The organism is Tepidamorphus gemmatus, assembly GCF_004346195.1.
GTDB lineage: Bacteria > Pseudomonadota > Alphaproteobacteria > Rhizobiales > Tepidamorphaceae > Tepidamorphus > Tepidamorphus gemmatus.
Window position 1 is genome coordinate 40723 of record NZ_SMAK01000007.1, and the last position, 26531, is coordinate 67253.

21 protein-coding genes are annotated in these 26531 nt (G+C 67.6%); 4 read left to right on the forward strand and 17 right to left on the reverse strand.

Annotated features, from left to right (window positions below; all coding sequences use genetic code 11):
- Positions 1-112: 112 nt before the first annotated feature.
- The 6 genes from EDC22_RS12005 to EDC22_RS12030 form a co-directional block, all read right to left on the reverse strand.
- A complete protein-coding gene (locus EDC22_RS12005; RefSeq protein ID WP_132806909.1) occupies positions 113-1510 on the reverse strand; it encodes an aldehyde dehydrogenase family protein in 1398 nt (465 codons plus the stop codon).
- Between the two features lie 186 nt (positions 1511-1696).
- The gene (locus tag EDC22_RS12010) at positions 1697-3067 is read right to left on the reverse strand and encodes a glutamine synthetase family protein (RefSeq protein ID WP_132806910.1); all 1371 of its coding nucleotides are present in this window, start codon (positions 3065-3067) and stop codon (positions 1697-1699) included.
- A gap of 97 nt (positions 3068-3164) precedes the next feature.
- Positions 3165-4229: a TRAP transporter substrate-binding protein gene (locus EDC22_RS12015; RefSeq protein WP_132806911.1), complete on the reverse strand. Its 1065-nt coding sequence runs from the start codon at positions 4227-4229 to the stop codon at positions 3165-3167.
- A gap of 105 nt (positions 4230-4334) precedes the next feature.
- Positions 4335-5657, reverse strand: a complete 1323-nt coding sequence (locus EDC22_RS12020) for a TRAP transporter large permease (protein ID WP_132806912.1) — start codon at positions 5655-5657, stop codon at positions 4335-4337.
- Complete coding sequence (locus EDC22_RS12025; protein WP_132806913.1) at positions 5654-6163, reverse strand: TRAP transporter small permease subunit; 510 nt, start codon at positions 6161-6163, stop codon at positions 5654-5656. Before EDC22_RS12025 ends, EDC22_RS12020 begins: the two co-directional genes overlap by 4 nt.
- A 10-nt stretch (positions 6164-6173) precedes the next feature.
- Complete coding sequence (locus EDC22_RS12030; RefSeq protein WP_132806914.1) at positions 6174-6977, reverse strand: N-formylglutamate amidohydrolase; 804 nt, start codon at positions 6975-6977, stop codon at positions 6174-6176.
- A gap of 155 nt (positions 6978-7132) precedes the next feature.
- On the opposite strand from EDC22_RS12030, the gene EDC22_RS12035 reads away from it, so the two are divergent.
- Positions 7133-7999, forward strand: coding sequence for a MurR/RpiR family transcriptional regulator (locus EDC22_RS12035; RefSeq protein WP_132806915.1), 867 nt, complete (start codon positions 7133-7135; stop codon positions 7997-7999).
- A 159-nt stretch (positions 8000-8158) separates the two neighbouring features.
- On the opposite strand, the gene EDC22_RS12040 is transcribed toward EDC22_RS12035, so the two are convergent.
- From EDC22_RS12040 to EDC22_RS12050, 3 genes are all read right to left on the reverse strand, one after another.
- Positions 8159-10693, reverse strand: a complete 2535-nt coding sequence (locus tag EDC22_RS12040; protein WP_132806916.1) for a ligase-associated DNA damage response DEXH box helicase — start codon at positions 10691-10693, stop codon at positions 8159-8161.
- Positions 10694-10793: 100 nt separating this feature from the next.
- Complete coding sequence (locus tag EDC22_RS12045; RefSeq protein WP_132806917.1) at positions 10794-12356, reverse strand: OpgD/OpgG family glucan biosynthesis protein; 1563 nt, start codon at positions 12354-12356, stop codon at positions 10794-10796.
- Between the two features lie 102 nt (positions 12357-12458).
- Positions 12459-14849, reverse strand: a complete 2391-nt coding sequence (locus tag EDC22_RS12050; RefSeq protein WP_132806918.1) for a heavy metal translocating P-type ATPase — start codon at positions 14847-14849, stop codon at positions 12459-12461.
- A 90-nt stretch (positions 14850-14939) separates the two neighbouring features.
- Between EDC22_RS12050 and EDC22_RS12055 the strand changes: the two genes are divergently transcribed.
- From EDC22_RS12055 to EDC22_RS12065, 3 genes are all read left to right on the forward strand, one after another.
- Positions 14940-15215, forward strand: coding sequence for a metal-sensitive transcriptional regulator (locus tag EDC22_RS12055; protein WP_132806919.1), 276 nt, complete (start codon positions 14940-14942; stop codon positions 15213-15215).
- 169 nt (positions 15216-15384) lie between these two features.
- Positions 15385-15750 (forward strand): hypothetical protein, encoded by a 366-nt coding sequence (locus tag EDC22_RS12060; RefSeq protein ID WP_132806920.1) that lies wholly within the window; start codon positions 15385-15387, stop codon positions 15748-15750.
- A complete protein-coding gene (locus EDC22_RS12065) occupies positions 15747-17204 on the forward strand; it encodes a methyl-accepting chemotaxis protein (protein ID WP_132806921.1) in 1458 nt (485 codons plus the stop codon). The genes EDC22_RS12060 and EDC22_RS12065 overlap by 4 nt, the downstream gene beginning before the upstream one ends.
- Positions 17205-17237: 33 nt before the next feature.
- Here the strand turns inward: EDC22_RS12065 and EDC22_RS12070 are convergent, their stop codons facing one another.
- From EDC22_RS12070 to EDC22_RS12105, 8 genes are all read right to left on the reverse strand, one after another.
- Positions 17238-18437: a M20 aminoacylase family protein gene (locus tag EDC22_RS12070; RefSeq protein WP_132806922.1), complete on the reverse strand. Its 1200-nt coding sequence runs from the start codon at positions 18435-18437 to the stop codon at positions 17238-17240.
- 84 nt (positions 18438-18521) lie between these two features.
- Positions 18522-19736: a M20 aminoacylase family protein gene (locus EDC22_RS12075; protein WP_132806923.1), complete on the reverse strand. Its 1215-nt coding sequence runs from the start codon at positions 19734-19736 to the stop codon at positions 18522-18524.
- Positions 19736-20773 carry an ABC transporter ATP-binding protein gene (locus EDC22_RS12080; protein WP_132806924.1) on the reverse strand — a complete coding sequence of 346 codons (1038 nt, stop codon included), beginning with the start codon at positions 20771-20773 and terminating at the stop codon, positions 19736-19738. Before EDC22_RS12080 ends, EDC22_RS12075 begins: the two co-directional genes overlap by 1 nt.
- Complete coding sequence (locus tag EDC22_RS12085) at positions 20770-21768, reverse strand: ABC transporter ATP-binding protein (protein WP_132806925.1); 999 nt, start codon at positions 21766-21768, stop codon at positions 20770-20772. The genes EDC22_RS12080 and EDC22_RS12085 overlap by 4 nt, the downstream gene beginning before the upstream one ends.
- 178 nt (positions 21769-21946) lie before the next feature.
- The gene (locus EDC22_RS12090) at positions 21947-22903 is read right to left on the reverse strand and encodes an ABC transporter permease (RefSeq protein WP_132806926.1); all 957 of its coding nucleotides are present in this window, start codon (positions 22901-22903) and stop codon (positions 21947-21949) included.
- 8 nt (positions 22904-22911) lie between these two features.
- Positions 22912-23895 (reverse strand): ABC transporter permease, encoded by a 984-nt coding sequence (locus EDC22_RS12095; protein WP_132806927.1) that lies wholly within the window; start codon positions 23893-23895, stop codon positions 22912-22914.
- 339 nt (positions 23896-24234) lie between these two features.
- Positions 24235-25824 (reverse strand): ABC transporter substrate-binding protein, encoded by a 1590-nt coding sequence (locus EDC22_RS12100; RefSeq protein ID WP_132806928.1) that lies wholly within the window; start codon positions 25822-25824, stop codon positions 24235-24237.
- Positions 25825-26006: 182 nt separating this feature from the next.
- Entirely contained in the window at positions 26007-26492 is a 486-nt protein-coding gene (locus tag EDC22_RS12105; protein ID WP_132806929.1) for a GNAT family N-acetyltransferase, read from the reverse strand.
- Positions 26493-26531 lie beyond the last annotated feature (39 nt).

Genomic DNA, 26531 nt, shown 5'->3' on the forward strand with positions numbered 1-26531 from the left:
CCAGACTTGGATCGGTCCAGACTGAAGCGATCCGCCTCTGGCGTCTCGTTTGGCCGCGTGATCGAACCTGTGAACCGGAGTTCACTTCACCTGATCACGCCCTGGGAGGCTGCTACGACGCGAAGCTCGTCCGCATGTGCCACGACTTCGGCCGGGTCAGCGTCTCGTAGCCGATCCGCGACAGCGTCACGCCTCGGCCGGAGTCCTTGACGCCGGTCCAGGCGAGCGCGGGATCGAGATAATCGCAGCGGTTCATGAATACCGTACCGGTTTCGAGCCGCTGCCCGATCTGTTCGGCCGTGGAGAGATCCGAGGTCCACAGCGAGGCGGTGAGCCCGTAGGGACTGTCGTTCATCAGCCCGATCGCCTCCTCGTCGTCGGCAACCTTCATGATCCCGACGACCGGACCGAACGACTCCTCGACCATCACCGCCATCTGGTGATTGACCCCTGTCAGCACCTGCGGCGCCATGTAGGGGCTTCCCCTGGCGTCGCGCGGGAACGCCTTCGGATCGATATGCGCGGTCGCACCGGACCGCACCGCCGCCTCGATCTGGTCGCGCACGAAGTCGGCCGCCTCGGCCTTGACCATCGGGCCGAGCGTGGTGTCGGGATCGAGCGGGTTGCCCAGCACGTATTGCCGCGTGAGTTCGACCGCGCCGTCGACAAATTCCTGGTAGACATCGGCGTGGACATAGATCCGCTCGATGCCGCAGCAGGACTGGCCCGAGTTGAAGAAGGCGCCGTCGACCAGATTCTCGATGGCGGCGCGCATGTCGGCGTCGGGCCGGACATAGGCCGGGTCCTTGCCGCCAAGCTCGAGGCCGAGGCCGGTGAAGGTGCCGGCAGCCGCCCGCTCGATGGCCTTGCCGCCGGGCACCGAGCCGGTGAAGTTCACCTGATCGACGAGACCTGCCGAGATGATCCGCGCGGTCTGGGCGTGGCTGAGCACCAGGTTGCGGAACAGCCCCGCCGGCAGCCCTGCCGCATCGAAGGCGCGCTGGAACCGCTCGCCGACCAGCAGCGTCTGTGCGGCATGCTTGAGGATCACCGCATTGCCGGCCATCAGCGCCGGGATCACCGAGTTGACCGCGGTCAGGTAGGGGTAGTTCCAGGGCGCGACCACGAAGACGATGCCAAGCGGCTCGCGGGTGATCCAGCGCCGGAAATTCTCCTTCGGCAAGGGATCGATACGGGCGAGCGCCACGTCGGCGATGTCGATCATGAAGCGGGCACGCTCCTCGAAGCCGCGCAGTTCGCCCGCGCCGTACCGCACCGGCCGGCCCATCTGCCAGGCAAGCTCGGGCACGATCTCGTCGCGCATCGCGACCATCGCATCGACGGCGGCATTGCAGTAGCGCGCCCGCTCGAAGATCGGCAGCCGCGACCATTCGGCCTGCGCCGCCTTCGCCGCGGCGAGCGCCGCGTCGACCTCGGCGTCGGGCGTGAGCGGCCGCTCGGCATAGAGCGATCCGTCGACTGGAGAGATGCAGCGGATGGTGGAGGTCATGCGTTGATGCCTTGTTTCCAGAATTGGGGTCGTGCTTCCCCCGGATGCTGTCGATCGGTCCGCTTGCAGCTCACGCCGGGGCCCGACCCGGGCCTCGCTGTGCACATGGCATTCGCCGGATCAGACCCGACCCAACGGGCAGCGGGGCTGCGGTGCTGCGACCGGGGCGGGCTGCGCCCGGCACGATCACGCCCGCTCGAAGCCGCGCGCCACCTCCCAGTCGGTAACGCGGCGGTCGTACTCGCCCTGCTCCCATTCGGCGGTATGGATGTAGTGCTCCATCACCTGATCGCCGAACGCTTCGTGCAGCATCCTCGAGCCCTTCATCAGCTCGATCGCCTCGCGCAGGGTCTTGGGGATCTCGCGCAGCGTCTCGCCGCGGTAGGCGTCGCCCTCGAAGGGCGGTTCCAGTTCGAGTTCGTTCTCGATCCCGGAGATGCCGGCGGCGAGGATCGCGGCGAAGGCGAGATAGGGGTTCAGGTCGGCGCCGCCCATCCGGCATTCGATCCGCACCGCCTTGGTGTTCTCGCCGCACACCCGGAATCCGGCGGTGCGGTTGTCGCCGCTCCAGATCGCCTTGGTCGGGGCGAAGGTGCCGGCCTGGAAGCGCTTGTAGGAGTTGATGTAGGGGGCAAGAAACCAGGTGATCTCGCGCGAATGGGCGATCAGCCCGGCGACGTAGTGGCGCATCAGCTTCGACATGCCGCGCTCTGCCGTCGGATCGAAGAACAGCGGCGTCTGGCCCGTTGCGTCCCACAGCGAGGAATGGATGTGACAGCTCGATCCGGCGAGGTCGTAGCGCCACTTGGCCATGAAGGTGATCGACTTGCCGTGCTGGTCGGCGATCTCCTTGACCGCATTCTTCATGACGACGTGGCGATCGGCCATGGTCAGCGCGTCGGCGTAGCGGACATTCAGTTCCTCCTGGCCGGGGCCCCATTCTCCCTTGGTGTTCTCGACCGGAATGCCAGCCGCCGTCAGACTGGTGCGGATCGCCTGCATGACGGGCTCGACGCGGGTGCACTGCAGGACGTTGTAGTCCTCGATGTAGTAGCCGGAGGTGGTGAGGTTCCGGTACCCCTTTTCGAAGGCGGCGCGATAGCTGTCGTCGAACAGATAGAACTCCAGTTCGGACGCGAAGAAGGCGGTCGCCTTGAGCCCCTCGAGCCGTTCGAGCTGGCGCTTGAGGATCGCGCGCGGGCTGTGCGCGATCGGTTCGTGATGGTGGTGGTCAACGAGATCGGACAGCACGAGTGCCGTCCGCGGCAGCCACGGCACCGGCATCAGTGTCGCCAGGTCGGGCTTCAGCACGAAGTCGCCGTAGCCCCGCGCCCAGTTGGCGACCCTGTAGCCGGGCACCGGCTCCATCTCGATGTCATTGGCAAGCAGATAGTCGCAGGCATGCGTCTCCTCATGGGCGGAGGCGACGAAATGCTCGGCCTGGAAGCGCTTGCCGACGAGGCGGCCGATCATGTCCGGGAAACAGACGATGACGGTGTCGATGTCGCCGGCCTTGACCGCCTTGGCGAGCGTTTCGAGGGTGAGCTTGGCAGCCATGTGTGGTGTCCGTTGATTGCCGGCTGGTTCCGGACGGGGGCCGGCCGCGCCGCCGGCCCCCGCAACTGTCTCGGCCGGGGCTGCGAGCCCCGCCCTCTCAGGCCTCGCGGTAGGGCGGACCGGCGTGGCGCATGGTGTCGTTGTACTTCCTCAGGATCTCGACGACGCGGGCGTTGCGCGGGCTCATCGCCGCGATCTCGTCCCAGAACGTCACCGCCGCCTCCTCGACCTGCTTCCACTCATCCTCCGGAATGGTGGTCAGCTCGAGCTTGGCACCGCGGACGCGCAGCTCCGCCTCACCGCCCCAGTACCACCACTGGCGATAGTAGTGGGAGGAGTCCATGCACAGCTTGAACAGCTCCTTGAGGTGATCGGGAACGGCATTCCACCGCTCGGTATTGGCGAAATAGGATCCGATCCAGGCGCCGGAGATGTTGTTGGTGAGGAAGTATTTGGTCACGTCCGCCCAGCCCACCGTATAGTCCTCGGTGATGCCGGACCAGGCGATGCCGTCGAGCTCGCCGGTCTGCACGGCGACCTCGACGTCCTCCCAGGGCAGTGTCACCGGCACGACGCCGAAGCGGGACAGGAACTTGCCGGCTGTCGGGAACGTGAACACCCGCAGACCCTGGAGATCGGACAGCGAGCGCAGCGGCTTCACCGTCGCGAAGTGGCACGGATCCCAGGCGCCGGCGCTGAGCCAGGTGACGTTCTCGATCTCGCCATAGGCCTCTTCCCAGATCTCGCGCAGCCCGTACTGGTTGAACAGCACCGGCACGTCGAGCGAATAGCGCGTGGCGAAGGGGAAGTAGCCCCCGAACACCGAGATGTCGACCGGCGCGGCGATGGAGTCGTCGTCGCTCTGCACCGCGTCGATGGTGCCGCGCTGCATGGCGCGGAACAGCTCGCCTGTCGGCACCAGCTGGTCGGCGGTGTACAGCTCGATCACCATCTCGCCGTTGGCGACCTTGTTGAAGGCGTCGATCGACGGCTTGATCACGTGCTCGGCCAGCGCCGGGCCGGCATAGGTCTGCAGACGCCAGCGGATCGGCGACTGGCCGATCACGGCAGGCGCGGCGAGGGTCGTGGCGCCGGCGGTGGCGGTCGCGACACCCGCCGTCTTCAGGAACTGTCGCTTCGTGAGCTTCCTGGATTCGGTCATGCTGTTCGTCTCCCTTCTCGTCGGTTCAGTCTGCGCGGCGGCATCCCCCCCGCCGCAGTCGAAGTCCCCGCCGCGTCCGACACTCTCCTCCCGCGCCGGACGCAGCTACCGCCCGTAGACCATCTGCGGCAGCCACAGCGCGATCTGCGGGAATGCCATCACCATCGCCAATCCGCAGGTCATGACGATGACAAAGGGCAGGATCGAGCGGTAGATGTCGGCGAGCGTCACCTCCGGCGGAGCCATGGCGCGCATCAGGAACAGGTTGTAGCCGAAGGGCGGGGTCATGTAGGCGATCTGGCACGTGATCGTGTACAGGATGCCGTACCAGATCAGATCGAATTCGAGGGCTCGCACCAGCGGCACATAGAGCGGCGCGACGATCACCAGCATCGCGGTGTCGTCGAGGAACATCCCCATGAGCAGGTAGGAGATCTGCATCATGATGATGATCTCCCATGGCCCGAGCCCGAGCCTGTCGATGAAGAACGCCTCGATCGCCTTGACCGCACCGAGTCCGTCGAAGACGGCGCCGAAGGTCAGCGCGGCAAGGATGATCCACATGAACATGCAGCTGACGCCGAGCGTCTTGCGCACCGTCTCGTGCAGCACACGGAACGTCAGCCGGCCCTTGATCAGCGCCGCCACCGTCGCCGACATGGCGCCGACGGCAGAGCTCTCGACCAGGCTGGTGATGCCCATCATGAACAGGCCCATCATCAGGAAGAAGATCATCAGCGGCAGGATGCCGGCCCTGAGCAGGCTGAGCTTGCGGGCGAGGCTCACCTGCCGCTCCTCCTTCGGCAGGACCGGCGCAAGCTGCGGCTGCAGGTAGCAGCGCACGAGGATGTAGACGATGAACAGGCTCGCCATCATCAGGCCGGGCAGAACACCGGCGAGCCAGAGCTGGCCGATCGGCTGGCGGGCGATCATGCCATAGAGCACCAGCACGACGGACGGCGGCACGAGGATACCGAGCGTCGAGCCGGCCTGGATGACGCCGGTCACCATGATCTTGTCGTAGCCGCGCCTGAGCAGTTCCGGCAGCGCGATGGTCGCGCCGATGGCAAGGCCGGCGACCGACAGCCCGTTCATCGCCGAGATCACCACCATGACGCCGATGGTGCCGATCGCAAGCCCGCCGCGGACCGGACCGAACCAGACATGGAACATCTCGTAGAGGTCGTCGGCGATGCCGGATTCCGACAGCATGTACCCCATGAAGATGAACATCGGCAGCGTCAGCAGCGGATACCATTTCATCAGCTTCATGGATGCGCCGAAGGCGAGCTCGACGCCGCCATCGCCCCACAGCAGCAGCGCCGCGACAACGGCGACGAAGCCGATCGCGCCATAGACCCGCTGGCCGGTGATCAGCATCACCATCATCGAGGAGAACATCAGGATGGCGATGAGCTCATAGCTCATGGAATGGGTCTCCCGATGGCCTCGGCGAGATTGCGGAAGAAGGCAGCGATGGCCTGCAGCAGCGTCAGCGTGATGCCGATGCACATGATGATCTTGATCGGCGCCATGTAGGGCGACCACGACGAATAGCTGGTCTCGCCGTATCTGAGCGCGTACCCGGTCGAGGAGATGCCCCCGATCAGCAGTACCGCGAGGAAGAAGATCAGGAACGTAACGGTGACCGAATCGACCACCGCCCTGGTGCGCGGCGACCAGCGGCTGTAAGCGAGGTCCATCCTCACATGGGAATCGATCTGCAGCGAATAGCCACCGCCGAGTATGTAGTAGGCCGCCATGGTGAACTGGGCCATTTCGAGCGTCCAGTTGGCAGGCAGCAGGAACGTCTTGGAGATCGACGAATAGAACAGGATCGCCATCATCGCGAAGACGAGATACATCGCGAACAGGCCGACATACCTGTTCACGCCATCGACAAGCCGGACATAGGCTGTGATCGCCTTCGGCATGGCTCCCCGCTCACCGTTCCCCGGCCGCAACGGCCGGCATGTCAAGATCGCGTCTGGCCGCCGACAGTGCCGCGGCCAGGCTGTTCGCCCAGCGCTCCTGATCGGGCGCCGTGGCGATCAGGTCATTGCGGATCTCGAGCATGACGCACGGCAGGCCGCGCGCCTCGCCGTGCCGTTCCAGCGTATGGTAGACGCCGTCCCAGGGTCCATAGGGTTCGTTGTCGCCGATGACGGTTTCCGGCTCGCCCCGATAGGTCGCAAACAGGCTGTCGGCGATCCGCCGGTCACGACCGTACAGGATACCGAGATGCCAGGGCCGCGGCCGGCCCCGATAGACAGGCGTGAAGGAATGTACCGCCACCAGCACGCTCTGCGCACCGGCCCGCGCCCGCTCGTCGAGAAGGGCGTCGATCGCCGCGTGATAGGGCTCGTAGATGCCGCTGATCCTGCGCGCGCGCAGATCAGCCGGCAGATCGGCATTGCCCGGGATCGACGTGTCCTCGCTGCGCACGGTCACGGAATCCGGCGCGTCGATCGGCCGGTTGCAGTCGATCAGCAGGCGCGAGGCGTCGGGATAGAGAAGCGGGGCGCCGAGCAGTCGTGCCAGCATCCGCGCCACCGGCAGCGCCCCCGGATCCCAGGCGATGTGGCGGCGCATGTCCTCCTCGCCGAGGCCGGGCTCGCCGAAGCCCGCCGGCACCCGGTTGCTGGCATGATCGCACAGGATGACGAAATCGCCGCCCGCAGGCGAGCCTTCGAGGCGAACGAGCGCGGTATCGCTGCCGACCCCCGCCGAACCGTTCGTCTCCCCCATGATCGCCCTTTTCGTCGGAACCGGAATCCGGTCTGATGCCTGATCAGGTATTTTAGATACAGCCGCCTGGACGATGTCAATTCTGAAACCACAATTTCATCACCGCAGCAGACTGACGCCGCAGGCGGGGCGACAGCACGCCGAAGAGGAAGCGCATGAGCGAGACGGGACTGACCATCGCCGAGCAGGTCCGCGAACGCCTGCAGGAGTTCACCGCCACCGAGCGCAAGGCGGCGCATGTGTTGCTGGCGACCTATCCGCTGGCGGGACTTGAGCCGGTCGCCGAATTCGCTGCCCGCGCCGGTGTCAGCGCGCCGACCATCCTGCGTTTCGTCGCCCGGATCGGCTTCCAGAGCTATCCCGATTTCCAGAAGCGGCTACGCGAGGAACTGGAGGCGCAGCTTCAGTCGCCGCTGATGAAGGCGAATTTCGACGGTGGCGCGAGCCCGGCAGCAGCCGGCGGCGAACGGCCGGTGGACCGGTTCCGCGATGCGGTCGCGACCAATCTCATGCAGACTTTCGCCCATCTGCCGCCGGGCGAGTTCGAGGCGGTGGTCGAACTGATCGCCGATCCGAAGCGGAGGATCCACCTGATCGGCGGCCGCTTCACCGATCCGATCGCCCGCTACGCCGCCGCCCATCTGCGGATCGTCCGGCCGGGGGTCATCCATCTCGCCGGTCAGATCGAGAATCTGCGCGACCAGATCCTCGACATGCGCCGCAACGACGTGCTGGTCGCCTTCGACATGCGCCGGTACCAGCCCGATATCGTCGCGCTGACCCGCCTTGCCTCCGGGCGCGGTGTCCGGGTCGTGCTGATCACCGACCAGTGGCTGTCGCCGATCGCGCGGGTCGCCGCCCATATCCTGTCGGCCCACATCGCGGTACCGTCGAACTGGGACTCCAACGTCGCGCCGCTGGCGCTGGTCGAGGCGGTGCTGGCTGCTGTCACCGAACGGCTTTGGGCGAGCGCCAAGGACCGCATCGCCGAAATCGAACGCCTCAGGCCGGAGAGCAGCTGAGCGCGCTTCACCACCCCGTCATCCCACCTCCCCCCTATCCGCGCCTCTGCCGGCCGTCATCGCGCCACGGCAGTCCTGCTGACGTCCTGCCCGCCCGATCTTGGATCGACTGCGCCGTCCGGGATGGCCGAGGGAGCAGGAACGGCGGTCGGCCGACGCCTAAGCCTTGCCGTCGCCCGGCATCGCCATCGCCTCGGCGATCAGCGTCTCCGCGGCCTCGGCCAGCAGCGTGTCCTCGGCCTCGCCGTAGACCGGTTCCCTGCCGATCTCGAGCAGCACCGGAACCGCGAGCGGCGAGACGCGCTCCAGCGGCTGATGGACGATCCTGCCGCGAATGCGCTTGAGCAGGACGCCGACGCGACCAACGTCGATCAGGCCGGTGCCGGCATCCGCACGGGTTGCGCGCAAGAGCACGTGGTCGGGCTCGTGGCGCATCAGCACGTCATAGATCAGGTCCGAGGAAACGGTCACCTGCCGGCCGGACTTCTCCTTGCCCGGATGGCGGCGCTCGATCAGCCCGGCGATGATCGCGCAGCTGCGGAAAGTGCGCTTCATCAGGCTCGATTCGGCGAGCCAGGCTTCGAGATCGTCGCCCAGCATGTCCTCGTCGAACAGTTCGGCGAGCGACAGCCGCCCGCGCCGGATCAGCGCCGAGAGGTCGGCGAGGCCCCAGACGGCGAGCGCATAGTCGCTGGCGACGAAGCCAAGCGGGCGGGCGCGGACGCGCTCCAGGCGGCGGGTCAGGAGCATGCCCAGCGTCTGGTGCGCAAGACGCCCCTCGAACGGATAGGCAACCAGGTAGAAGCGGCCGCCGCGCGGGAAGGTCTCGACCAGAAGCTGGTCGCGGCGCGGCACCACCGAGCGCAGCCTCTGCATGCCGAGCCACTCGCCGACATCGCCCGGCAGGCCGCGCCATTGCCGCTCGTCGGCGAGGATCGCCCGCACCCGGTCGGCAAGATGGGTCGACAGCGGGAGCTTGCCGCCCTGATAGGCCGGGATGCGCGGATCGGCGTCAGCGGCACGCGAGACATAGGCCTCGGTCTCGCGCAGAGCCTCGAGCCTCAGAACCTCGCCGGCGAAGACGAAGGTTTCGCCGGGCGCAAGCTGCTCGATGAACCATTCCTCGATCTCGCCGAGCATCCGCCCGCCGGCCAGCGCCGCCCTGCGGCCGGGCCTGACCAGCCTGACCTTGAGCATCGGCGCCTCGACGATCGTGCCGACATTGAGGCGGTACTGCTGGGCGACGCGGGGATGGGTGATGCGCCAGAGCCCGTCGCCCGTCTGGCGGATCCGGGCATACTGCTCGTAGGTCGACAGCACGTAGCCGCCCGTTGCAACGAACCTGACCACCTGGTCGAAGGTCTCCCGGTCGAGACCGGCATAGGGCGCCGCCGAGCGCACCTCCGCAAACAGCGCGTCCGCGTCGAAGGGAGCGGCGACGGCCGAGCCGAGGACATGCTGGGCGAGCACATCGAGGGCGCCGGCGCGCGGCGGCGGCGTGTCCTGCGCGCCCTCGGCGAGCGCGTCGAGCGCGGCGCGGCATTCCAGCACCTCGAAGCGGTTGGCCGGCACCAGCACCGCCTTGGACGGCTCGTCGAGCCGATGGTTGGCGCGGCCGATGCGCTGGGCGAGGCGGCTCGCCCCCTTCGGCGCCCCGACATTGACGACGAGATCGACATCACCCCAGTCGATGCCGAGATCGAGGGTGGAGGTCGAGACCACCGCATCGAGCCGGCCTGCCACCATGGCTGCCTCGACCTTGCGGCGCTGGCTGACGTCGAGCGAGCCGTGATGCAGCGCGATGGCAAGCCCGTCATCGTTGATGCGCCACAGCTCCTGGAACAGCATCTCTGCCTGGCTGCGGGTATTGACAAATACCAGCGTCGTGCGGTGGGCACGAATCGCCGCGTAGATCGCGCCAACCGCATGGCGCGCCGAATGACCCGACCAGGGAATCCGTTCGGTCGGCAGCAAGATCGACACGTCGGGCGGCGCACCGGGATCGGCGAGGATCACATGTGCCGCCGACGGGTCCGGGCCGCTGCCGTCCTGTGGCATCATCCAGCGGGCAAGTGCGGCCGGATCGGCGACGGTCGCCGACAGGCCGATCATCCGCAGCCCCGGCGCAAGCCGGCGCAGGCGGGCGAGGCCGAGCGACAGCAGGTCGCCACGCTTCGAGGTGACGAGTGCATGCAGTTCGTCCAGCACGACGGTCCTCAGCCCGGCGAACAGTCGCGGCGCGTCGCGCGCGGCGATCAGCAGGGCGAGCTGTTCGGGCGTCGTCATCAGCATGTCGGGCGGATCGGTGCGCTGGCGCTGGCGGCGGCCGGCAGGCGTGTCGCCGGTGCGGGTCTCGACGCGGACCGGCAGGGCCATCTCGGCGATCGGGGTGGCGAGATTGCGCGCGACATCGACCGCAAGCGCCTTAAGCGGCGAGATGTAGAGGGTGTGCAGGCCGCCGCGGCGCACCAGCGGGGCACGCCCCGCCGTCAGCTCCAGGAGGCTAGGCAGGAATCCCGCGAGGGTCTTGCCCGCACCGGTGGGGGCGACCAGCAGCGCCGAGCCACCGGCGCCGACCCACCGCAGCAGCTCGAGCTGGTGGCGGCGTGGCACCCATCCGCGCGCGGCGAACCAGCCGGCGAAGGGCTCGGGCAGCAGACCGGCATCGGGGGCTTGATCGCAGCTCACCGCCAACAGGTATCGCCGGGCCGAAAGGTTGCCAATCGGGGGACACCTGCGCCGCGGGAAGGGGCATGCCGGCGAGGAAGACGGCAGGCTGCGGCCGGGTGTCCGCCTACGACATCTCGTTCGGGAAGTACTGGTAGATCCAGGTTTCGCTCAGCGCGTCCGCGCCCTTGCGCAGAAACATGCGCAGATCGACCGGGCCGGGGCCGGCAATCTCCAGGTCGAAGATGACCCGCCATCGCTCGGTGCTCACCACCGGATAGGCGACCGCGCCGCTGACCGTGCCGCGGCTGGCTGCCACCACCGCCTCGACGCCGCTGCTGCGGTCAAGGCCGGCCATGCCCTTGCCGTCGAAATCGACTGCGAACTTGCGCACTCCCGGCGGACGCGGCTGACCGGGCACGCCGCCCATGCCGATCCGGGTCGCGACGACCCTCGCGACCGGCGAGGGATGCGGCGAATCGGCGAGCCAGTGTAACCGGTAGGCAAGATCGTATTCGGCACCGGCCTCGACCGGCTCCCGAGGCACCCAGAACGCGACGATGTTGTCGTGGATCTCGTCGTCGGTCGGGATCTCGACCAGTTGCACCGAGCCTTCGCCCCAGTCGCCCAGCGGTTCCACCCAGACGCTGGCGCGGCGATCGTAGAACACACCGTCGTCTTCGTAGTTGGCGAAGGCGCGGTCGCGCTGCATGAGCCCGAAGCCGCGCGGGTTGTTGTCGAGAAAGGCATTCACCATGACCTGCGGCGGATTGACCAGCGGCCGCCAGATGCGCTCGCCGGTTCCGGTCCAGATTTCCAGACCGTCCGAATCGTGAATCTCCGGCCGCCAGTCACGGGCAGCCTCGCGGTTGTTCTCGCCGTACCAGAACATGCTGGTCAGCGGGGCGATGCCGAGCCGCTCGATCGGCCGGCGTACGAACAGGGCTGCATCGACATTCTGGACGATACCCCCGGCAGGGGCCTGGCTGACGATCCGGTAGGCGCCCGTGACACTTGGCGAATCAAGCAGCGCGTGGACGATCAGGCCGCCATTGCCGGCGCCCTCCAGCCAGAAATCGGTAAAGCGGGGAAACTCCTCGGGATGCGAGGTGGCGGTATCGACGGCGAGGCCGCGCGCCGACAGGCCGTACTGGTTGAAGGGACCGGAGGTGCGGAAATAGGAGGCGCCGAGGACGGCCAGCCAGTCGGTACGGTTGCCCTCGCCCATCACCCGGAAACCGGCGAAGCCGATGTCGTCGGGAAGCGCGCGGGCGACGTGATCGTCAGGCATGTCGAAGTAGGCGGCATGGTAGAGGATCGGCCGCGCCTGCCCGTTCTCCACCACATGCATCCCGACGGGAGCCTTGAAGAAGCGGCCGAGATGGAAGAAGCGGACGCCAGGCCGCGCCGCGTCGTCGCCCCACAGCGTCGCCTCGTCGCGGAACCGGAGCTGCTGGTGGGCGTCGTAGTCGATCGCCTCGAGAATGTCGGCCGCCCGGATCTCCGGCGCGCGATAGGCTTGGCCGGCCAGCGTCCTGGCGCGCTCCTTCAGCAGGTCGAAAGAGAAGGGTGACGGCGGGCCAAGCTGCAATCCCTCCCCGGCCGCCCGTGCGGCAAGGCCCGGCAGGGTCCAGAAGGCGCCCGCTCCCGCGGCTGCGGCCAGCAATTGTCTACGCGAAACCTCGGGCATCATATCCTCCAATCCCCGGCAGGGCGGCGTCCGGGCGGCGTGAGAAAACCGCCCATCAAGGAAATTGTGTGGCCGTGCCAGCCAATTCCAGTGATAACCGCATCATAGCCGCACGGTCCGCAACCTCAGCGCATTGCCGATCACGCTCACCGAGGACAGCGCCATCGCTGCGGCAGCGATGATCGGCGACAGCAAGATACCTGCCACGGGATAGAGGACACCGGCGGCGACCGGGACGCCGGCGGCGTTGTAGAGGAAGGCGAAGAACAGGTTCTGGCGGATGTTGCGCATTGTCGCGCGGCTAAGCCGCCGCGCCCGGACGATGCCGGTCAGATCGCCCCTGAGCAGCGTCACGCCGGCGCTCTCGATGGCAATGTCCGTGCCGGTGCCCATCGCGATACCGATGTCGGCGGCAGCCAGCGCCGGCGCATCGTTCACGCCATCCCCGGCCATCGCCACCACCCGGCCCTCGCGGCGCAACCGCTCAACCGCCGCCGCCTTCTGGTCCGGCAGCACCTCGGCCTCGACCTCGTCGATGCCGAGACTGCGGGCCACCGCCTCGGCGGTGGTGCGGTTGTCGCCGGTCAGCATGACGATGCGGATGCCGTCCGCGTGAAGCGACCGGATCGCCTCGGGCGTGGTCGGCTTGATCGGATCGGCGATGGCGAGAATGCCCGCCGCCATGCCGTCGACGGCAACGAAGATCGCGGTGGCGCCGTTCGCGCGCAGCGCCTCGGCACGGGCCGCGAGTGCGCCGGGCGCGATGCCCTCCTCGGTCATGACGCGAGCATTGCCGACGACGATACGCCGGCCGTCGACGGTGCCGGTGACGCCCTTGCCGGTCGGACTGTCGAAGCCGGTCGGCTCGACGAGCCGGATGCCGCGCTCCCGGGCCGCTGCGACGACCGCAGCTGCGAGGGGATGCTCGCTGGCCTGCTCGAGGCTGGCGGCAAGACGCAGGACTTCCGCCTCGTCGAGGTCGCCGGCAGTGACGATAGCGGTCAGGGATGGACGGCCCTCCGTCAGCGTACCGGTCTTGTCGACGACGAGCGTGTCGACCGTCTCCATGCGCTCGAGCGCCTCGGCATTCCTGATCAGGATGCCGAGGCCGGCGCCGCGCCCGATGCCGACCATGATCGACATCGGCGTGGCAAGCCCGAGCGCGCAGGGGCAGGCGATGATCAGCACGCTGACGGCCGCCACCAGCGCATAGGCAAGCCTCGGCTGCGGACCGAAGGTCGACCAGGCGGCGAAGGCCGCGACCGCAACAAGAAGGACCGCTGGGACGAACCAGGCCGAAACCCGATCGGCAAGACGCTGGATCGGCGCCCGGCTGCGCTGCGCCTCTGCCACCAGCTGGACGATGCGCGCCAGCATTGTATCGCGGCCGACCCTGCCGGCGCGGATCACCAGCGCGCCGCTGCGGTTGATCGTGCCGCCGATGACGGTGTCCCCCACCTGCTTGGTGACGGGCATCGACTCGCCGGTGACCATGGATTCGTCGATCGCCGAGCGACCGTCGATCACCTCACCATCCACGGGAACCTTCTCGCCGGGGCGCACGCGCAGCCGATCGCCGACCGCGATCTCCGCAAGCGGCACCTCCTCGTCGGAGCCGTCCTCGGTGATGCGCCGGGCCGTCTTCGGGGCTAGGTCAAGCAGCGCCTTGATCGCGCCGCTGGTCTGCTCGCGGGCGCGCAGTTCCAGCACCTGGCCGAGCAGAACCAGCACCGTGATGACCGCCGCCGCCTCGAAGTAGACGGCAACGCTGCCGTGCTGATCACGGACTGCCGGCGGGAACAGGCCGGGGGCCAGCGTGGCAATCACGGAATAGGTCCAGGCAACGCCCACACCGATGGCAATCAGTGTGAACATGTTGAGGTTCCGGGTGACGACCGACTGCCAGCCGCGCGCGAAGAACGGCCAGCCCGCCCACAGAACGACCGGACTGGCGAGCGCGAGCTGCCCCCAGTTGGAGACCTGCGGAGCGACCAGGTCGAGACCGAACACATGGCTGCCCATCTCCAACACGACGACCGGCAGCGCCAGGACGAGGCCGACCCAGAGCCGCCGGGTCATGTCGGCGAGTTCGGGATTCGGCCCGGAGTCGGCCGTGACCGTCATCGGCTCCAGAGCCATGCCGCAGATCGGGCAGCTGCCGGGGCCGATCTGCCGGATCTCCGGGTGCATCGGACAGGTGTAGACGGCCGTTTCGTCCGCCGGCTCGGCTGGGCCCGGAGACAGGTACCTCGCCGGATCGGCGATGAACCTCTCGCGACATTTCGGATTGCAGAACCAGTAGGTCTCGCCGTCATGGACGGCGCTGTGCCTCGCCGTCGCAGGATCGACGATCATGCCGCAAACCGGGTCCCTGACCGTGCCGGCCTGGTCGGCAGCCGGCGCATGACCGCCGCAACAGGAACCGGCCAAGCGCGGCGACGGCGATTCCGCTGCCGCAGGATGATCAGGGTGGTGATGCTGAGGCGCCTTCATCCGAAGTCTCCCGTTGCCGTCCCGCCAGATACCCGGTAGGGGTATCGCCCGCCGCTTGACCATTATACCCCCATAGGGTATTTGGCAAGCATGCAGGACGAGACGAGATCCGCCGTGACGAAACGCCTCGGCCGTATCGAGGGGCAGGTGCGGGGGATTGCGCGCATGGTCGCCGAGGATCGGTACTGCATCGATATCGTCACGCAGATCGATGCCGTACGTGCCGCGCTGAAGCGCGTCGAGGAGGAGATCCTGCGCGACCATGTCGGCCATTGCGTCGAGCACGCGATCCTGAGCGGCGACAAGGCCGAACAGCGCCGCAAGATCGCCGAACTGATGCAGGTGCTCGGGCGCGCCGGCAGGTAGCGGTACCACCTGCCCGACGACCGATCCGATTCATACCGATCCGATTTATTCAGCCTTTACCATTTGTCGCACAGGATTGCCGGCGAACGAGCGGACGGGGCACGGGACCGGTGCGGTGAAGGTGCCGGACCAGTGCGGAAGGGCGCCGCAAAGGCGCATCAGCAACGGCATGTCGGATCGCAGCGCAGCGCTGGCTTGGCTCGCAGGTACCGCGATGACGGTGCTCGCCACCCTCGTCGTGCTGGCGACGGGACTGCGGCTGCCCTCCGCCGAGCGCCCCGTCCCGCTGGTGTTCGCGCCGGGAACGTCGGCGGTCGAAGCCATCGGCCGGCTGGCCGCGCTGGACGGCCGCCTGATTGCCACCGGCGGATTCGAGAACGTCGTCGTCGCACAGTTTGCGCGCGATGTCGGCTACGGCGCGCTCAGGAAGGCGGGCGTCTGGCTGGCGCTGGAACCGCTCGCCTTCGGCGGATGCCTCGATCTGCGCGCCTCGCCGGAACCGACACCACTTTCCAGAAGGGATGAAACGACATGAACGCCCTGATCGACCTGCGGACGCAGGTGAGCCGATACATGGTCTGGTTCCTGTGGGCACATGTGCCGCTGATCGCAGTGGCCGGTGTGTGGCTCGGCAACGGCTGGCTCGCCCCAACCCTCGCTGCCGGCCTGTTCGCCGCCATCGCCACGGCAGCCTGGCGGATGGATGCGGCCGGTGACATGGCTCGGCCGGTGATGGGCGTCTCGCTGGTGATGATGGTCTCGCTGCTGGTCTACCAGGCGGCCGGACATCCCTGGCAGATCGACATGCACATGTATTTCTTCGCGGCGCTGGCGATCCTCGCCGCGTTCTGCGACTGGCGGACAATCATCATCGCGACGGCCGTGGTGGCGGTCCATCACCTGCTGCTGAACTTCGTCCTGCCGGCCGCGGTCTTTCCGAATGGTGCCTCGCTCGGCCGGGTCGTCCTGCACGCTGTGGTGGTTGTGGTCGAGGCCGCCGCGCTGGTTTGGCTGACCGCGCGGATGGCGGCCGCTTTCATCGAGCAGGCCGCCGCCACCGCCAAGGCGCGCGCGGCCGAGGCCGAGGCGCGGCGCCTTGGGGAGGAGCTGCGTGCCGGCGAGCAGGCCGCGGCTGCCGAGCGGCGCCGGGTCCTCGAGGCGCTTTCCGACGAGTTCGAGGAGAGCGTCGGACGCCTGGTCGGCACCCTGTCGGAGCAGGTCCGCGAGCTCGGAGAGAGCGCCGACACGGTGTCGAGCGTGGCCACCGATTCGAGCCGGCGCAGCGACTCGGCGGCCGAGCACGTCCGCCAGGCGATCCGCAACGTCGAGACCGTCGCGTCGGCGACCGAAGAGGTGAACGCCTCGATCGGCGAGATCGCGCGACAGGTCAGCCACTCGACCCAGATCGCCCAGCAGGCCGCCGAGCGCGCCCGCGGCACCGACCGGACGGTGCACCAGCTGTCCGATTCCGCCCAGAAGATCGGTGATGTCGTCGATCTGATCCGCAATGTCGCCGAGCAGACCAACCTGCTGGCGCTGAACGCCACCATCGAGGCCGCGCGCGCCGGGGAGGCTGGCCGCGGCTTTGCCGTCGTCGCCTCCGAGGTGAAGAGCCTCGCCACCCAGACCTCCAGGGCGACGGAGGACATTGCGCAGCAGATCGGCGCGATGCAGGCCGCATCGCGTGACGCGGTGGAGGCGATTGCCGCCATCCGCGAGACGATCGACGCGATCAACGCGGTCGCCGCCAGCATCTCCTCCGCCGTCGAGCAGCAGAGCGCCGCCGTCAACGAGATCTCCAGCAATACTGCCGCCACCGTCCAGGGCGTGTCGGCGCTGGAATCGGAGATCGGCCGGGTACGTTCGGCCTCGGAGCAGACCCTCGATGTCGCCGACCGCAACCGGAAGGCTACCAGCGCGATCGGCGATCAGGTGCGCAGTCTCGGAGCCCAGGTACAGAACTTCCTGAACCGGGTGCGGGCGGCCTGAGCCTGACGGGCCGCCCGTGCGTGCATCGGTCGGTCAGGCTGCCTTCGGCAGCACCGTCCTGACCAGCTCGGCCCAGAAGCCGACACCGTAGGGAATGGCGTCGTCGTTGAAGTCGTATTGCGGCGTGTGCACCATCGCGCCGCCCTTCTCGCCTGGCATGCCGTTGCCGAGCCAGACATAGGCGCCGGGGCGCTTCTCCAGCATGTAGGAGAAGTCCTCCGCGCCCATCTTCGGGTCGGCGGCGGTGTTGACATTGGCCGCGCCAACGACCTGGCGCGCGACCGCCGCGGCGATCTCGGTCTCCTCCAACGTGTTCACCGTCGGCGGATAGTTGCGCATGAAGGCGATCTCGGCGGACGCGTCGAAGGCGGCCGCCACACCCGTGGCGATGCGCTTCAATTCGCTCTCGATCAGGTCGCGCACCTCGGGCAGGAAGCTGCGACAGGTTCCGCACAGCACCGCCTCCTCGGGAATCACATTGAAGGCGTCACCCGCATGGAACTGGGTCACCGAGACGACCGCGTCCTTGATCGGATCGACCCGGCGGCTGACGATCGACTGCAGCGCGGTGACGATCTGCGCGCCGATCAGCACCGGATCGCGCGAGACATGTGGCATCGCTCCGTGGCCGCCCCTGCCGCGAATGGTGATTCGGAATTCGTCGGCCGCTGCCATGCAGGGCCCCGGCCGCATCGAAATGGAGCCGAGCGGCATGCCGGGCATGTTATGCATGCCGAAGACCTGCTCGCAGGGGAAGCGGTCAAACAGACCTTCCTCGACCATAACCCGTCCGCCGGCCTTGCCTTCCTCGGCCGGCTGGAAGAACAGGTAGACCGTGCCGTCGAACTCGTCACGATGGTCGGCGAGATACCGCGCCGCGCCGAGCAGCATGGTGGTATGGCCGTCGTGACCGCAGGCATGCATCTTGCCGGCCTGGGTCGAGCGATGGGCGAACTCGTTCTTCTCGGCGATCGGTAGGGCGTCCATGTCGGCGCGCAACCCGACCGCCCGGTTCGAGCCGCCACCGCGGCCGCCGCCACCGCGCACGACACCGACCACGCCGGTCCGGGCGATGCCGGTGTGCACCTCGTCGACACCGTATTCCCTCAGCTTCTTGGCCACGATTCCAGCGGTGCGTGTCTCCTCGAAGCCGAGTTCGGGATGGGCGTGAAGGTCGCGGCGGATTGCCGTCAGTTCGTCCATGTAAGGCTTCACCCGGTCGGTGATCGACATTCCTGATGCTCCGTGCGTCGTGTCGTGGATCGATGTGCCTTGATGCGCCGGCGCGGCCCGGCCTGCAACCCGCCGGCGCCGTCCTCACTCCTGTCCCGCCGGCGCCGATCCGGGCAACACCGTCTCGACGAGCCGGGTCCAGTAGCCCGCGCCGATCGCCAGCGCGGCATCGTTGAAGTCGTAGCCCGGCGAATGCAGCATCGCTCCGCCCGGCTCGCCAACCCGGCCATTGCCGAGCCAGACATAGCAGCCGGGCCGCTGTTCCAGCATGTAGGAGAAATCCTCGGCCGCCATCATCGGCTCGCCGTCACTGTCAACGGCATCGGCGCCCACGGCCAGCACCGCGGCCGCGGCGGCGAGTTGCGTCTCCTCCGGGCTGTTCACCGTGGCCGGACAGCGCCGCCCGTATTCGACCTCGGCCTCGGCGCCGAAGGCATGCGCGATCCGGGGCACAAGCCGCAGAAGCTCGGCCTCGACGAGATCGCGCACCTCCGGCAGAAAGGTGCGGCAGGTGCCGCCGATCTCCGCTTCCTCGGAAATGACATTGAAGGCATCGCCCACATGGACGCGGGTCGCGGAAACCACCGCGGTCTTGAGCGGATCGACGCGCCGGCTGGTGATCGCCTGCAGCGCCGTCACCACATGGGCAGCGATCAGAACCGGGTCGCGTGTCAGATGCGGCATCGCGCCATGACCGCCCTTGCCGCGGATCGCAATGCGGAAGACGTCGGAGGCCGCCATGCACGGCCCGCCACGCAGCGCGATCCGCCCGAGCGGCAGGCCCGGGCGGTTGTGCATCCCATAGACCTGCTCGCAGGCGAATCGCTCGAACAGCCCCTCAGCGACCATCACCCGGCCACCGGCGATCTCCTCGGCCGGCTGGAAGATCAGGTAGACGGTGCCGTCGAAGGCCGCGCGGTTCGCCGCCAGCCACCGCGCCGCCCCGAGCAGCATCGTGGTGTGGCCGTCGTGGCCGCAGGCGTGCATCTTTCCTTCGTTGCGCGAAGCCCATGCCAGCCCCGTCGCCTCGCGGATCGGCAGCGCGTCCATGTCCGCCCTGAGGCCGATTGCGCGGTTCGAGCCGCCGCCCGGATGCCGTCCCCCGGTTCCGCGCACCACGCCGACGACCCCGGTGCCGGCGATGCCAGTATGCACCTCGTCGACGCCGTAGGCCGCCAGCCGCTCGGCGACAAGCGCGGCGGTGCGGTGCTCCTCGGAACCGAGTTCGGGATGGGCGTGCAGATCACGGCGCAGCGCGACAAGTTCATAGAGCCAGGGCGCGAAGCGGTCGGCCGACATCAGATGCGTCCCTCCTCGACGGCGTGGCAGGCGGCCAGATGGTCCGGGCCGCGTGCCGTCCGCAGGGCAGGCTCCTCGAGCCGGCAGCGCTCGAAGGCATGCGGACAGCGCGGATGGAATGCGCAGCCGCTCGGGGGGTCGATCGGATTGGGCACCTCGCCCTTGACCGGGGTGCGGGCGCGTCCGGTCATGTCGATGTCGGGCACCGCATCGAGCAGCATCCGCGTGTAGGGATGGCGCGGGTCGGAGAACAGCTCGCGCGAGGGGGCGTCCTCGACCAGCTTGCCGAGATACATCACCCCGATGCGCGTCGCCATGTGACGGACGACGGCAAGATTGTGGGAGATGAACAGGTAGGTCAGCCCGAACTCGTCCTGCAGGTCGCGCATCAGGTTGAGGATCTGGGCCTGCACCGAAACGTCGAGCGCCGAGGTCGGCTCGTCGCAGATGATGAACTCCGGCCGGTTGGCCAGTGCGCGGGCAATCGCGATGCGCTGGCGCTGGCCGCCCGAAAATTCGTGCGGGAACTTGGCGCCATCGGCAGGATCGAGCTTGACGAGCCTCAGCAGTTCGCCGACCCGATGGGCGATCTCGCCTGGATCCTTCGCCAGGCCGAAGGCGCGGATCGGCTCGGCGATGATCCTGTCGACCCGCCAGCGCGGATTGAGGCTGGCGAAGGGATCCTGAAAGATCATCTGGAAGCGCCGCCTCAGCCGGCGCTCCTCGGCGCTCGAGCGCACCTGCGAGCGGTCGATGCCATCGAACACCACGGTACCGGCGCTGGGCGGGATCAGTCCGGCGACCATGCGGGCAACGGTGGACTTGCCGCAACCGGACTCGCCCACCAGCGCGAAGGTTTCGCCCGCCCCGATCGAGAAGGAAACATCGTGGACCGCGCGCAGAAACTGCTTGCGGCCGCCCTCGATGAGACGGTTGAGCAGCGGCCTGGAGACGTCGAAGTAGCGGGTCAGGCCCTTGACCTCGACCAGCCCCCCGGACGCGGAGGCGATCTGCGGACGGGGGGCGGCGCCACTCATGCCGGCACCCCGCCGCGACGGGCCGCGACATCGCGAGCATGCAGCCAGCAGGCCGCCTCGGTGGCGCCGGCCGGCATCAGCTCGGGCCGCTCGCGGCGGCAGCGCTCGAACACCTCCGGGCAGCGCGGATTGAAGGCGCAGCCGCGCGGGATCGCGGTCAGACGCGGCATCGAGCCCTCGATCTGCTGCAGCCGGTCGGCCTCGTGGGTCAGCGAGGGAATCGAGGCCATCAGTCCCACGGTATAGGGATGGCGCGGGTGCTTGATGACCTCGCGCACCGGTCCGATCTCGGCGATGCGGCCGGCATACATCACCGCCACCCGGTCGGCGGTTTCGGCGATGACGCCCATGTCATGGGTAATCAGCATGACGGCAGCGCCGTGCTCGGCGCAGAGCTTCTTCAGCAGGAAGATGATCTGCGCCTGCACCGAGACGTCGAGCGCGGTTGTCGGCTCGTCGGCGATGACCAGCACCGGATTGGCGGCGAGCGCCAGCGCGATCACGACGCGCTGGCGCATGCCCCCGGAGAACTGGTGCGGATAGGCGTCGATGCGCGTCTCGGGCGCTGGGATGCCGACCTCGGTCAGCAGCTCGATCGCCCGCTTGCGCGCCTGCGACTCGCCGAGCGGCAGATGCGTGCGGATCGTTTCGACGAGCTGCCTGCCGACGGTATAGAGCGGGTTGAGGCTGGTCAGCGGGTCCTGGAACACCATGCCGATGCGGCGCCCCCGGATCCTGCGCAGCGCATCGGCGGAGAGGTTGTCGATGCGGCGTCCCTCGAGGATCACCTCGCCGCCGGCGATGCGGCCGGGCGGCTCGAGCAGGCCGATGATGGCGCTGCCGGTCAGCGACTTGCCCGCCCCGGATTCCCCGACCACCCCCAGCACCTCGCCCGGCGCGATGTCGAAGGACACGCCGTCGACCGCGACAAGGGTTCCCTTGCGGGTCGGAAACTCGACGCGCAGGTTCTTCACCTGAAGGAGGGGCTGCCTCATCGGCAGATCCCCCACATCCGCCTCATCCCGGCCGGGCGCGCATGGCGTGCGCGCGCCCGGATCGGGTCGCAGCACCCTGGCGGCGCCTTCCGATCCTCGCTCGTCGCGCCGCCGGCGCGCGGGCCGGGACGATGCGTCAGACATCGGAGAATCTGCCCCTGCCTGCCCAGCATCCCCATCACCTCAGCTTCGGATTGAGCGCATCGCGCAGCCAGTCGCCGAGCAGGTTGACGGCCAGCACGAGAATGGCGAGCGCGGCGCCGGGGAAGATGGTGATCCACCATTCGCCGGAGAACAGGAAATCCTGGCCGATGCGGATCAATGTCCCGAGGGAGGGCTGGGTGATCGGAATGCCGACGCCGAGGAAGGAGAGCGTCGCCTCGGTGATGATGGCGAGCGCCAGATTGATGGTGGCGATCACCAGCACCGGTCCCATGACGTTGGGCAGCACGTGGCGCAGCATGATCAGCGCCGGCGGGATGCCGATCAGACGAGCGGCCTGGACATATTCCTTGTTGCGCTCGACCAGCGTCGAGCCGCGCACGGTGCGGGCGTACTGCACCCAGAAGCTCAGCCCAATCGACAATGTCAGCACCCAGAATGCCGTCTTCTCGCGCGGCACGTTGCCGATGACCGCGTGAACCGAGCCGTCGATCAGCAGCGCGATCAGGATCGCCGGGAAGGTCAGCTGCACGTCGGCGATGCGCATGATGATCGAGTCGGTGCGGCCACCGACATAGCCGGCGACGAGGCCGAGCGTGATCCCGAGCGCGGCGGCGAGTGCGACGCTGGCGAAGCCGACCGCCAGCGAGATGCGTGATCCGTACATGATGGTCGACAGCAGGTCGCGGCCCTGATCGTCGGTACCGAGCAGGTAGTTCGGATCGCCGCCCGCCTCCCAGGCCGGCGGCAGCAGCGAATCGAGCAGGCTGATCTGCGACAGGTCGAACGGGTTATGCGGCGCGATCCATGGCGCGAACAGCGCGGCGAGAAAGAAGATCGCGGTGACGATGGCGGCCAGCACCGTCACCCTGGATCGTCGGAACGAATACCAGATGTCGGAGTCGAAGGCCCGTCTCAGCGGGCCGAGGCGCGGCGCCATCCACCGTCCGTCTTCGCCTGTCAACCGGGGCATGGCGTGACTCACGCGGCTGCCCGGCCGTCGACCCGCACCCGTGGATCGACCAGGGTGTAGAGGATATCGACCGCAAGGTTGATGACGACGAACAGGAAGGCGATCAGCATCAGATAGGCCGCCATGATCGGGATGTCGACGTTCTGCACGGCCTGCAGGAACAGAAGGCCCATGCCCGGCCACTGGAACACCGTCTCGGTGATGATGGCGAAGGCGATGATCGAGCCAAGCTGCAGCCCCGTGATGGTGATCACCGGAATCAGCGTGTTCTTGAGCGCATGACCGAAATAGATGGCGCGTCTGGTCAGGCCGCGGGCGCGAGCGAACTTGATGTAGTCAGTCCGGAGAACCTCCAGCATCTCGGAGCGAACAAGGCGCATGATCAGCGTCATCTGGAACAGGCCGAGCGTGATCGACGGCAGGATCAGCGCCTTCAGCCCCGAGGCGGTCAGCAGACCGGTGCGCCAGAAGCCGAACACCTCGACCACCTCGCCGCGTCCGAAGCTCGGCAGCCAGCGCAGGTTCACCGAGAAGATGAAGATCAGCAGGATGCCGATCAGGAAGGTCGGCAGCGAGATGCCGATCAGCGACACGGAGAGAAACAGCTTGGACAACCACGACTCGCGGTTGATGCCGGTATAGACGCCCATCGGAATGCCGACGAGCAGGGCCAAGATCGCCGAGCAGATCGACAATTCCAGAGTGGCCGGAAGCCGCGACAGGATCAATTCGCCGACCGGCTGCTTGAACTGATAGGCGATGCCGAAATCGAAATGCACGGCGTTCCACAGGAAGCGGCCGAACTGCACGATGACGGGATCGTTGAGGCCGAGCGCCTCGCGCAGCGCCGCGCGCTGCTCCGGCGTCGTCTCGACGCCGACCATCTGGTTCACCGGATCGCCGATGTAACGGAACATCATGAAGGCGATCAGGGCCACGGCAACCATGACCAGCACGGACTGTGCGAGTCGTCGGATGATGAAGGCGAGCATGACCCTCCGACTACTGAGCTGCGGCGCCTCGGCGCCTCGGGCTGGACCGGGCCGCGTCCGCGCGCATGAGCGCTGGGGCGGTCATGCGGCAGACAGGGACGCTCGGCCGGGGCACCCTTTCCTTGCGACCGCACCGGTCGGACCATGCGCGCCGTGGTCCGCCTCGCTCGGGTCACGCAGGCCGCCGGCCGGCGGCGACGGACACGGACACGGCTCCGGTCATGGCCTCAGGCTGCCCGATGGCCCCCCGGGCCCGATGACCGGCCGGCACCGGCCGATCATCCCTGGCAGGATATCGGCGATCGCCCGCCGATATCCTGCGCTGTCACAAGCGGCCCGTCAGTCGTTCATCGTCATCCACTTGAACAGCACCTGGTTGTCGGCGCGCTGGACAACGTCGAGCTTCTTCGACTTGCCCCAGGCGAGCGACTGCTGGTGCAGCGGAATGTGCGACACCTCCTCGTGCATGATCGTGAAGGCCTCGTGGATCAGCTGGTCGCGCTTGGTCGGGTCGTTCTCGCCCAGAATCTGCTTGGCGAGCGCGTCCACCTTCTCGTTGCACCAGCCGCCGAGGTTGAACGGACCGCCCTTGCCGGTCTCGTCACGGCAGCCGGCAAGGTTGGTGATGACGTTCCAGGAGTCGAACGAACCGGGCGTCCAGCCGAGCAGATAGAAGTCGGTGTCGTAGCCGCCGGTCGCCAGCACCTTGCCGAAATACTTCGACTTGGTCTGGGCATTGAGGTCGACCTTGACGCCGATGCGGGCGAGCATCGCGGCAACGGCCTGGCAGATCGCTTCGTCATTGACGTAGCGGTCGTTCGGGCAATCCATGCCGACGGTGAAGCCATCCGGATAGCCGGCGTCCGCGAGCAGCTTCTTCGCCGCCTCCGGGTCATAGGGATGGCGGGAAAACTCGCCGGAGCGGGAATAGAGTAGCGGCGAGATCAGCAGCGCGGAGTTCGTCGACAGGCCGCGCATCACCTTCTGATGGATCGCGTCGATGTCGATCGCCTGGTAGAAGGCCTTGCGCACCCTGGCGTCGCGGAACGGGTTCTTGCCCTTGACGTTGGAGGTCGGCAACTCGTCGCGGATCGAGTTGAAGCCGAGGAAGATGGTCCTGAGCTCCGGCCCGGTCAGGGCCTCGGCGTTGGCGCTGGCATTCACCCGGTCGATATCCTGAACCGGCACCGGATCGACGAGGTCGACCTCGCCCGACAGGAGCGCCGCGACGCGGGTGGCATCCTGGGCGATCGGGGTGAAGATCACCTCGTCGATATTGCCCTCGATCTTGTCCCACCAGCCCGGATTCGGCTTGAACACGGTCCGGACTCCCGGCTCGTGGCTCTCGATCACGTAGGGACCGGTGCCATTGGACATGAAGGCAGCCTTGCTCGACGCCGTATCGGAGGCCGAGACCACGTTCTCAAGTCCGACCTCTTCCGCCCACTCCTTGTCCATGATGTACCAGGTATCCCACTCGTAGTGCAGGATGGGATTGGGCGTGGACAGCACGAAGTCGACCGTGTAGTCGTCCACCTTCTCGACCTTGACGTCAGCCGGCAGACGGGTCTTCAGGTCGGAGTTCTGAGACAGGACGCGGTTCACCGAGAAGATCACATCATCGGCATTGAAGTCGTTGCCGTTGGCGAACTTCACGCCCTGGCGCAGATGGAATCGCCAGCGTGTCGGCTCGACGATCTCCCAGCTCTCGGCGAGCGCCGGTTCGATCTCGAGATTCTTGCCGCGCCTGGTGAGGCCTTCATAGACGTTGCCCAGCTGGCCGAGCGTGAAGGTCTCGTTCAGCGTGTAGGGATCGAGGGCTCCGAGCTGGCCCTGAAAGGCCCAGCGCAGCGTCTTGGCGTCGGCGCTGGCACCGAGCGCCAGTACCCCTGCGACGCCGGCAGCGACCGTGACGGTCCTGAGGGTCATCTGTACCTCCGTCTGGTTATCATTGGTCCACCTGCGGCGGACTTGGGATCGGAGCATATCGTCGCTTTCACGAGCTTGTCACCCGTGCACCTCGCCAGAATTGCATGCGGAGCGGAACAATTGCAGAACAAATCTATTAGTCGACTTGATTCCGTAGCGGAAGAACAGGTGCGGAAACTGCCTCAGGTCGCCGCCTTGTCCAGCCGCTTGCGCATCCTTATGGCGGGCGCCCCGTCCTCGTAATAGCCCGGGATCCGAGCATGCTCGACATAGCCGCGGCGGGAATAGAGGGCGATCGCCGCCATGTTGTCCGCGCGCACCTCCAGGCTGATCTCGGCGCGGCCCCTGTCACGTGCGGCCTGCTCGGCGGCCGCGAGGAGACGGCTGCCAAGTCCCCTGCCGCGGGCGCCGGCTGCGGTCGCGATGGAATAGAGACGGGCGCGCATCGAACCGGCCGGCAGCAGCACCAGGGCGTAGCCCAGGACGCGCCCGTGACCTTCGGCGACGATGAGAGATGCCGAGGGCGAGTGCAGCAAGCGGCGCAACGACCGCCGACTCAGCCGGTCGCCGGAGAAGGTCGTCTGTTCGAGCTCGCACAGCGCGTCGAGATCGGCTTGGGCGCCGGTCCTGACCCGCACCGGCACCTCGCCCTCGACGCCGTCGACCATGGATTTACCGTCTCCTCGGCGGAACCGCTGGCACTCCGG

Bases quoted from the DNA above. Each gene is read 5' to 3' on its own strand.
- EDC22_RS12055 (WP_132806919.1), top strand. From the start codon at position 14,940: ATGCAGGACGAGACGAGATCCGCCGTGACGAAACGCCTCGGCCGTATC.
- EDC22_RS12105 (WP_132806929.1), bottom strand. From the start codon at position 26,492: ATGGTCGACGGCGTCGAGGGCGAGGTGCCGGTGCGGGTCAGGACCGGC.
- EDC22_RS12050 (WP_132806918.1), bottom strand. From the start codon at position 14,849: ATGAAGGCGCCTCAGCATCACCACCCTGATCATCCTGCGGCAGCGGAA.
- EDC22_RS12100 (WP_132806928.1), bottom strand. From the start codon at position 25,824: ATGACCCTCAGGACCGTCACGGTCGCTGCCGGCGTCGCAGGGGTACTG.
- EDC22_RS12065 (WP_132806921.1), top strand. From the start codon at position 15,747: ATGAACGCCCTGATCGACCTGCGGACGCAGGTGAGCCGATACATGGTC.
- EDC22_RS12080 (WP_132806924.1), bottom strand. From the start codon at position 20,773: ATGAGTGGCGCCGCCCCCCGTCCGCAGATCGCCTCCGCGTCCGGGGGG.
- EDC22_RS12060 (WP_132806920.1), top strand. From the start codon at position 15,385: ATGTCGGATCGCAGCGCAGCGCTGGCTTGGCTCGCAGGTACCGCGATG.
- EDC22_RS12045 (WP_132806917.1), bottom strand. From the start codon at position 12,356: ATGCCCGAGGTTTCGCGTAGACAATTGCTGGCCGCAGCCGCGGGAGCG.
- EDC22_RS12020 (WP_132806912.1), bottom strand. From the start codon at position 5,657: ATGAGCTATGAGCTCATCGCCATCCTGATGTTCTCCTCGATGATGGTG.
- EDC22_RS12030 (WP_132806914.1), bottom strand. From the start codon at position 6,977: ATGGGGGAGACGAACGGTTCGGCGGGGGTCGGCAGCGATACCGCGCTC.
- EDC22_RS12090 (WP_132806926.1), bottom strand. From the start codon at position 22,903: ATGCCCCGGTTGACAGGCGAAGACGGACGGTGGATGGCGCCGCGCCTC.
- EDC22_RS12015 (WP_132806911.1), bottom strand. From the start codon at position 4,229: ATGACCGAATCCAGGAAGCTCACGAAGCGACAGTTCCTGAAGACGGCG.
- EDC22_RS12085 (WP_132806925.1), bottom strand. From the start codon at position 21,768: ATGAGGCAGCCCCTCCTTCAGGTGAAGAACCTGCGCGTCGAGTTTCCG.
- EDC22_RS12070 (WP_132806922.1), bottom strand. From the start codon at position 18,437: ATGTCGATCACCGACCGGGTGAAGCCTTACATGGACGAACTGACGGCA.
- EDC22_RS12035 (WP_132806915.1), top strand. From the start codon at position 7,133: ATGAGCGAGACGGGACTGACCATCGCCGAGCAGGTCCGCGAACGCCTG.
- EDC22_RS12005 (WP_132806909.1), bottom strand. From the start codon at position 1,510: ATGACCTCCACCATCCGCTGCATCTCTCCAGTCGACGGATCGCTCTAT.
- EDC22_RS12025 (WP_132806913.1), bottom strand. From the start codon at position 6,163: ATGCCGAAGGCGATCACAGCCTATGTCCGGCTTGTCGATGGCGTGAAC.
- EDC22_RS12010 (WP_132806910.1), bottom strand. From the start codon at position 3,067: ATGGCTGCCAAGCTCACCCTCGAAACGCTCGCCAAGGCGGTCAAGGCC.
- EDC22_RS12095 (WP_132806927.1), bottom strand. From the start codon at position 23,895: ATGCTCGCCTTCATCATCCGACGACTCGCACAGTCCGTGCTGGTCATG.
- EDC22_RS12075 (WP_132806923.1), bottom strand. From the start codon at position 19,736: ATGTCGGCCGACCGCTTCGCGCCCTGGCTCTATGAACTTGTCGCGCTG.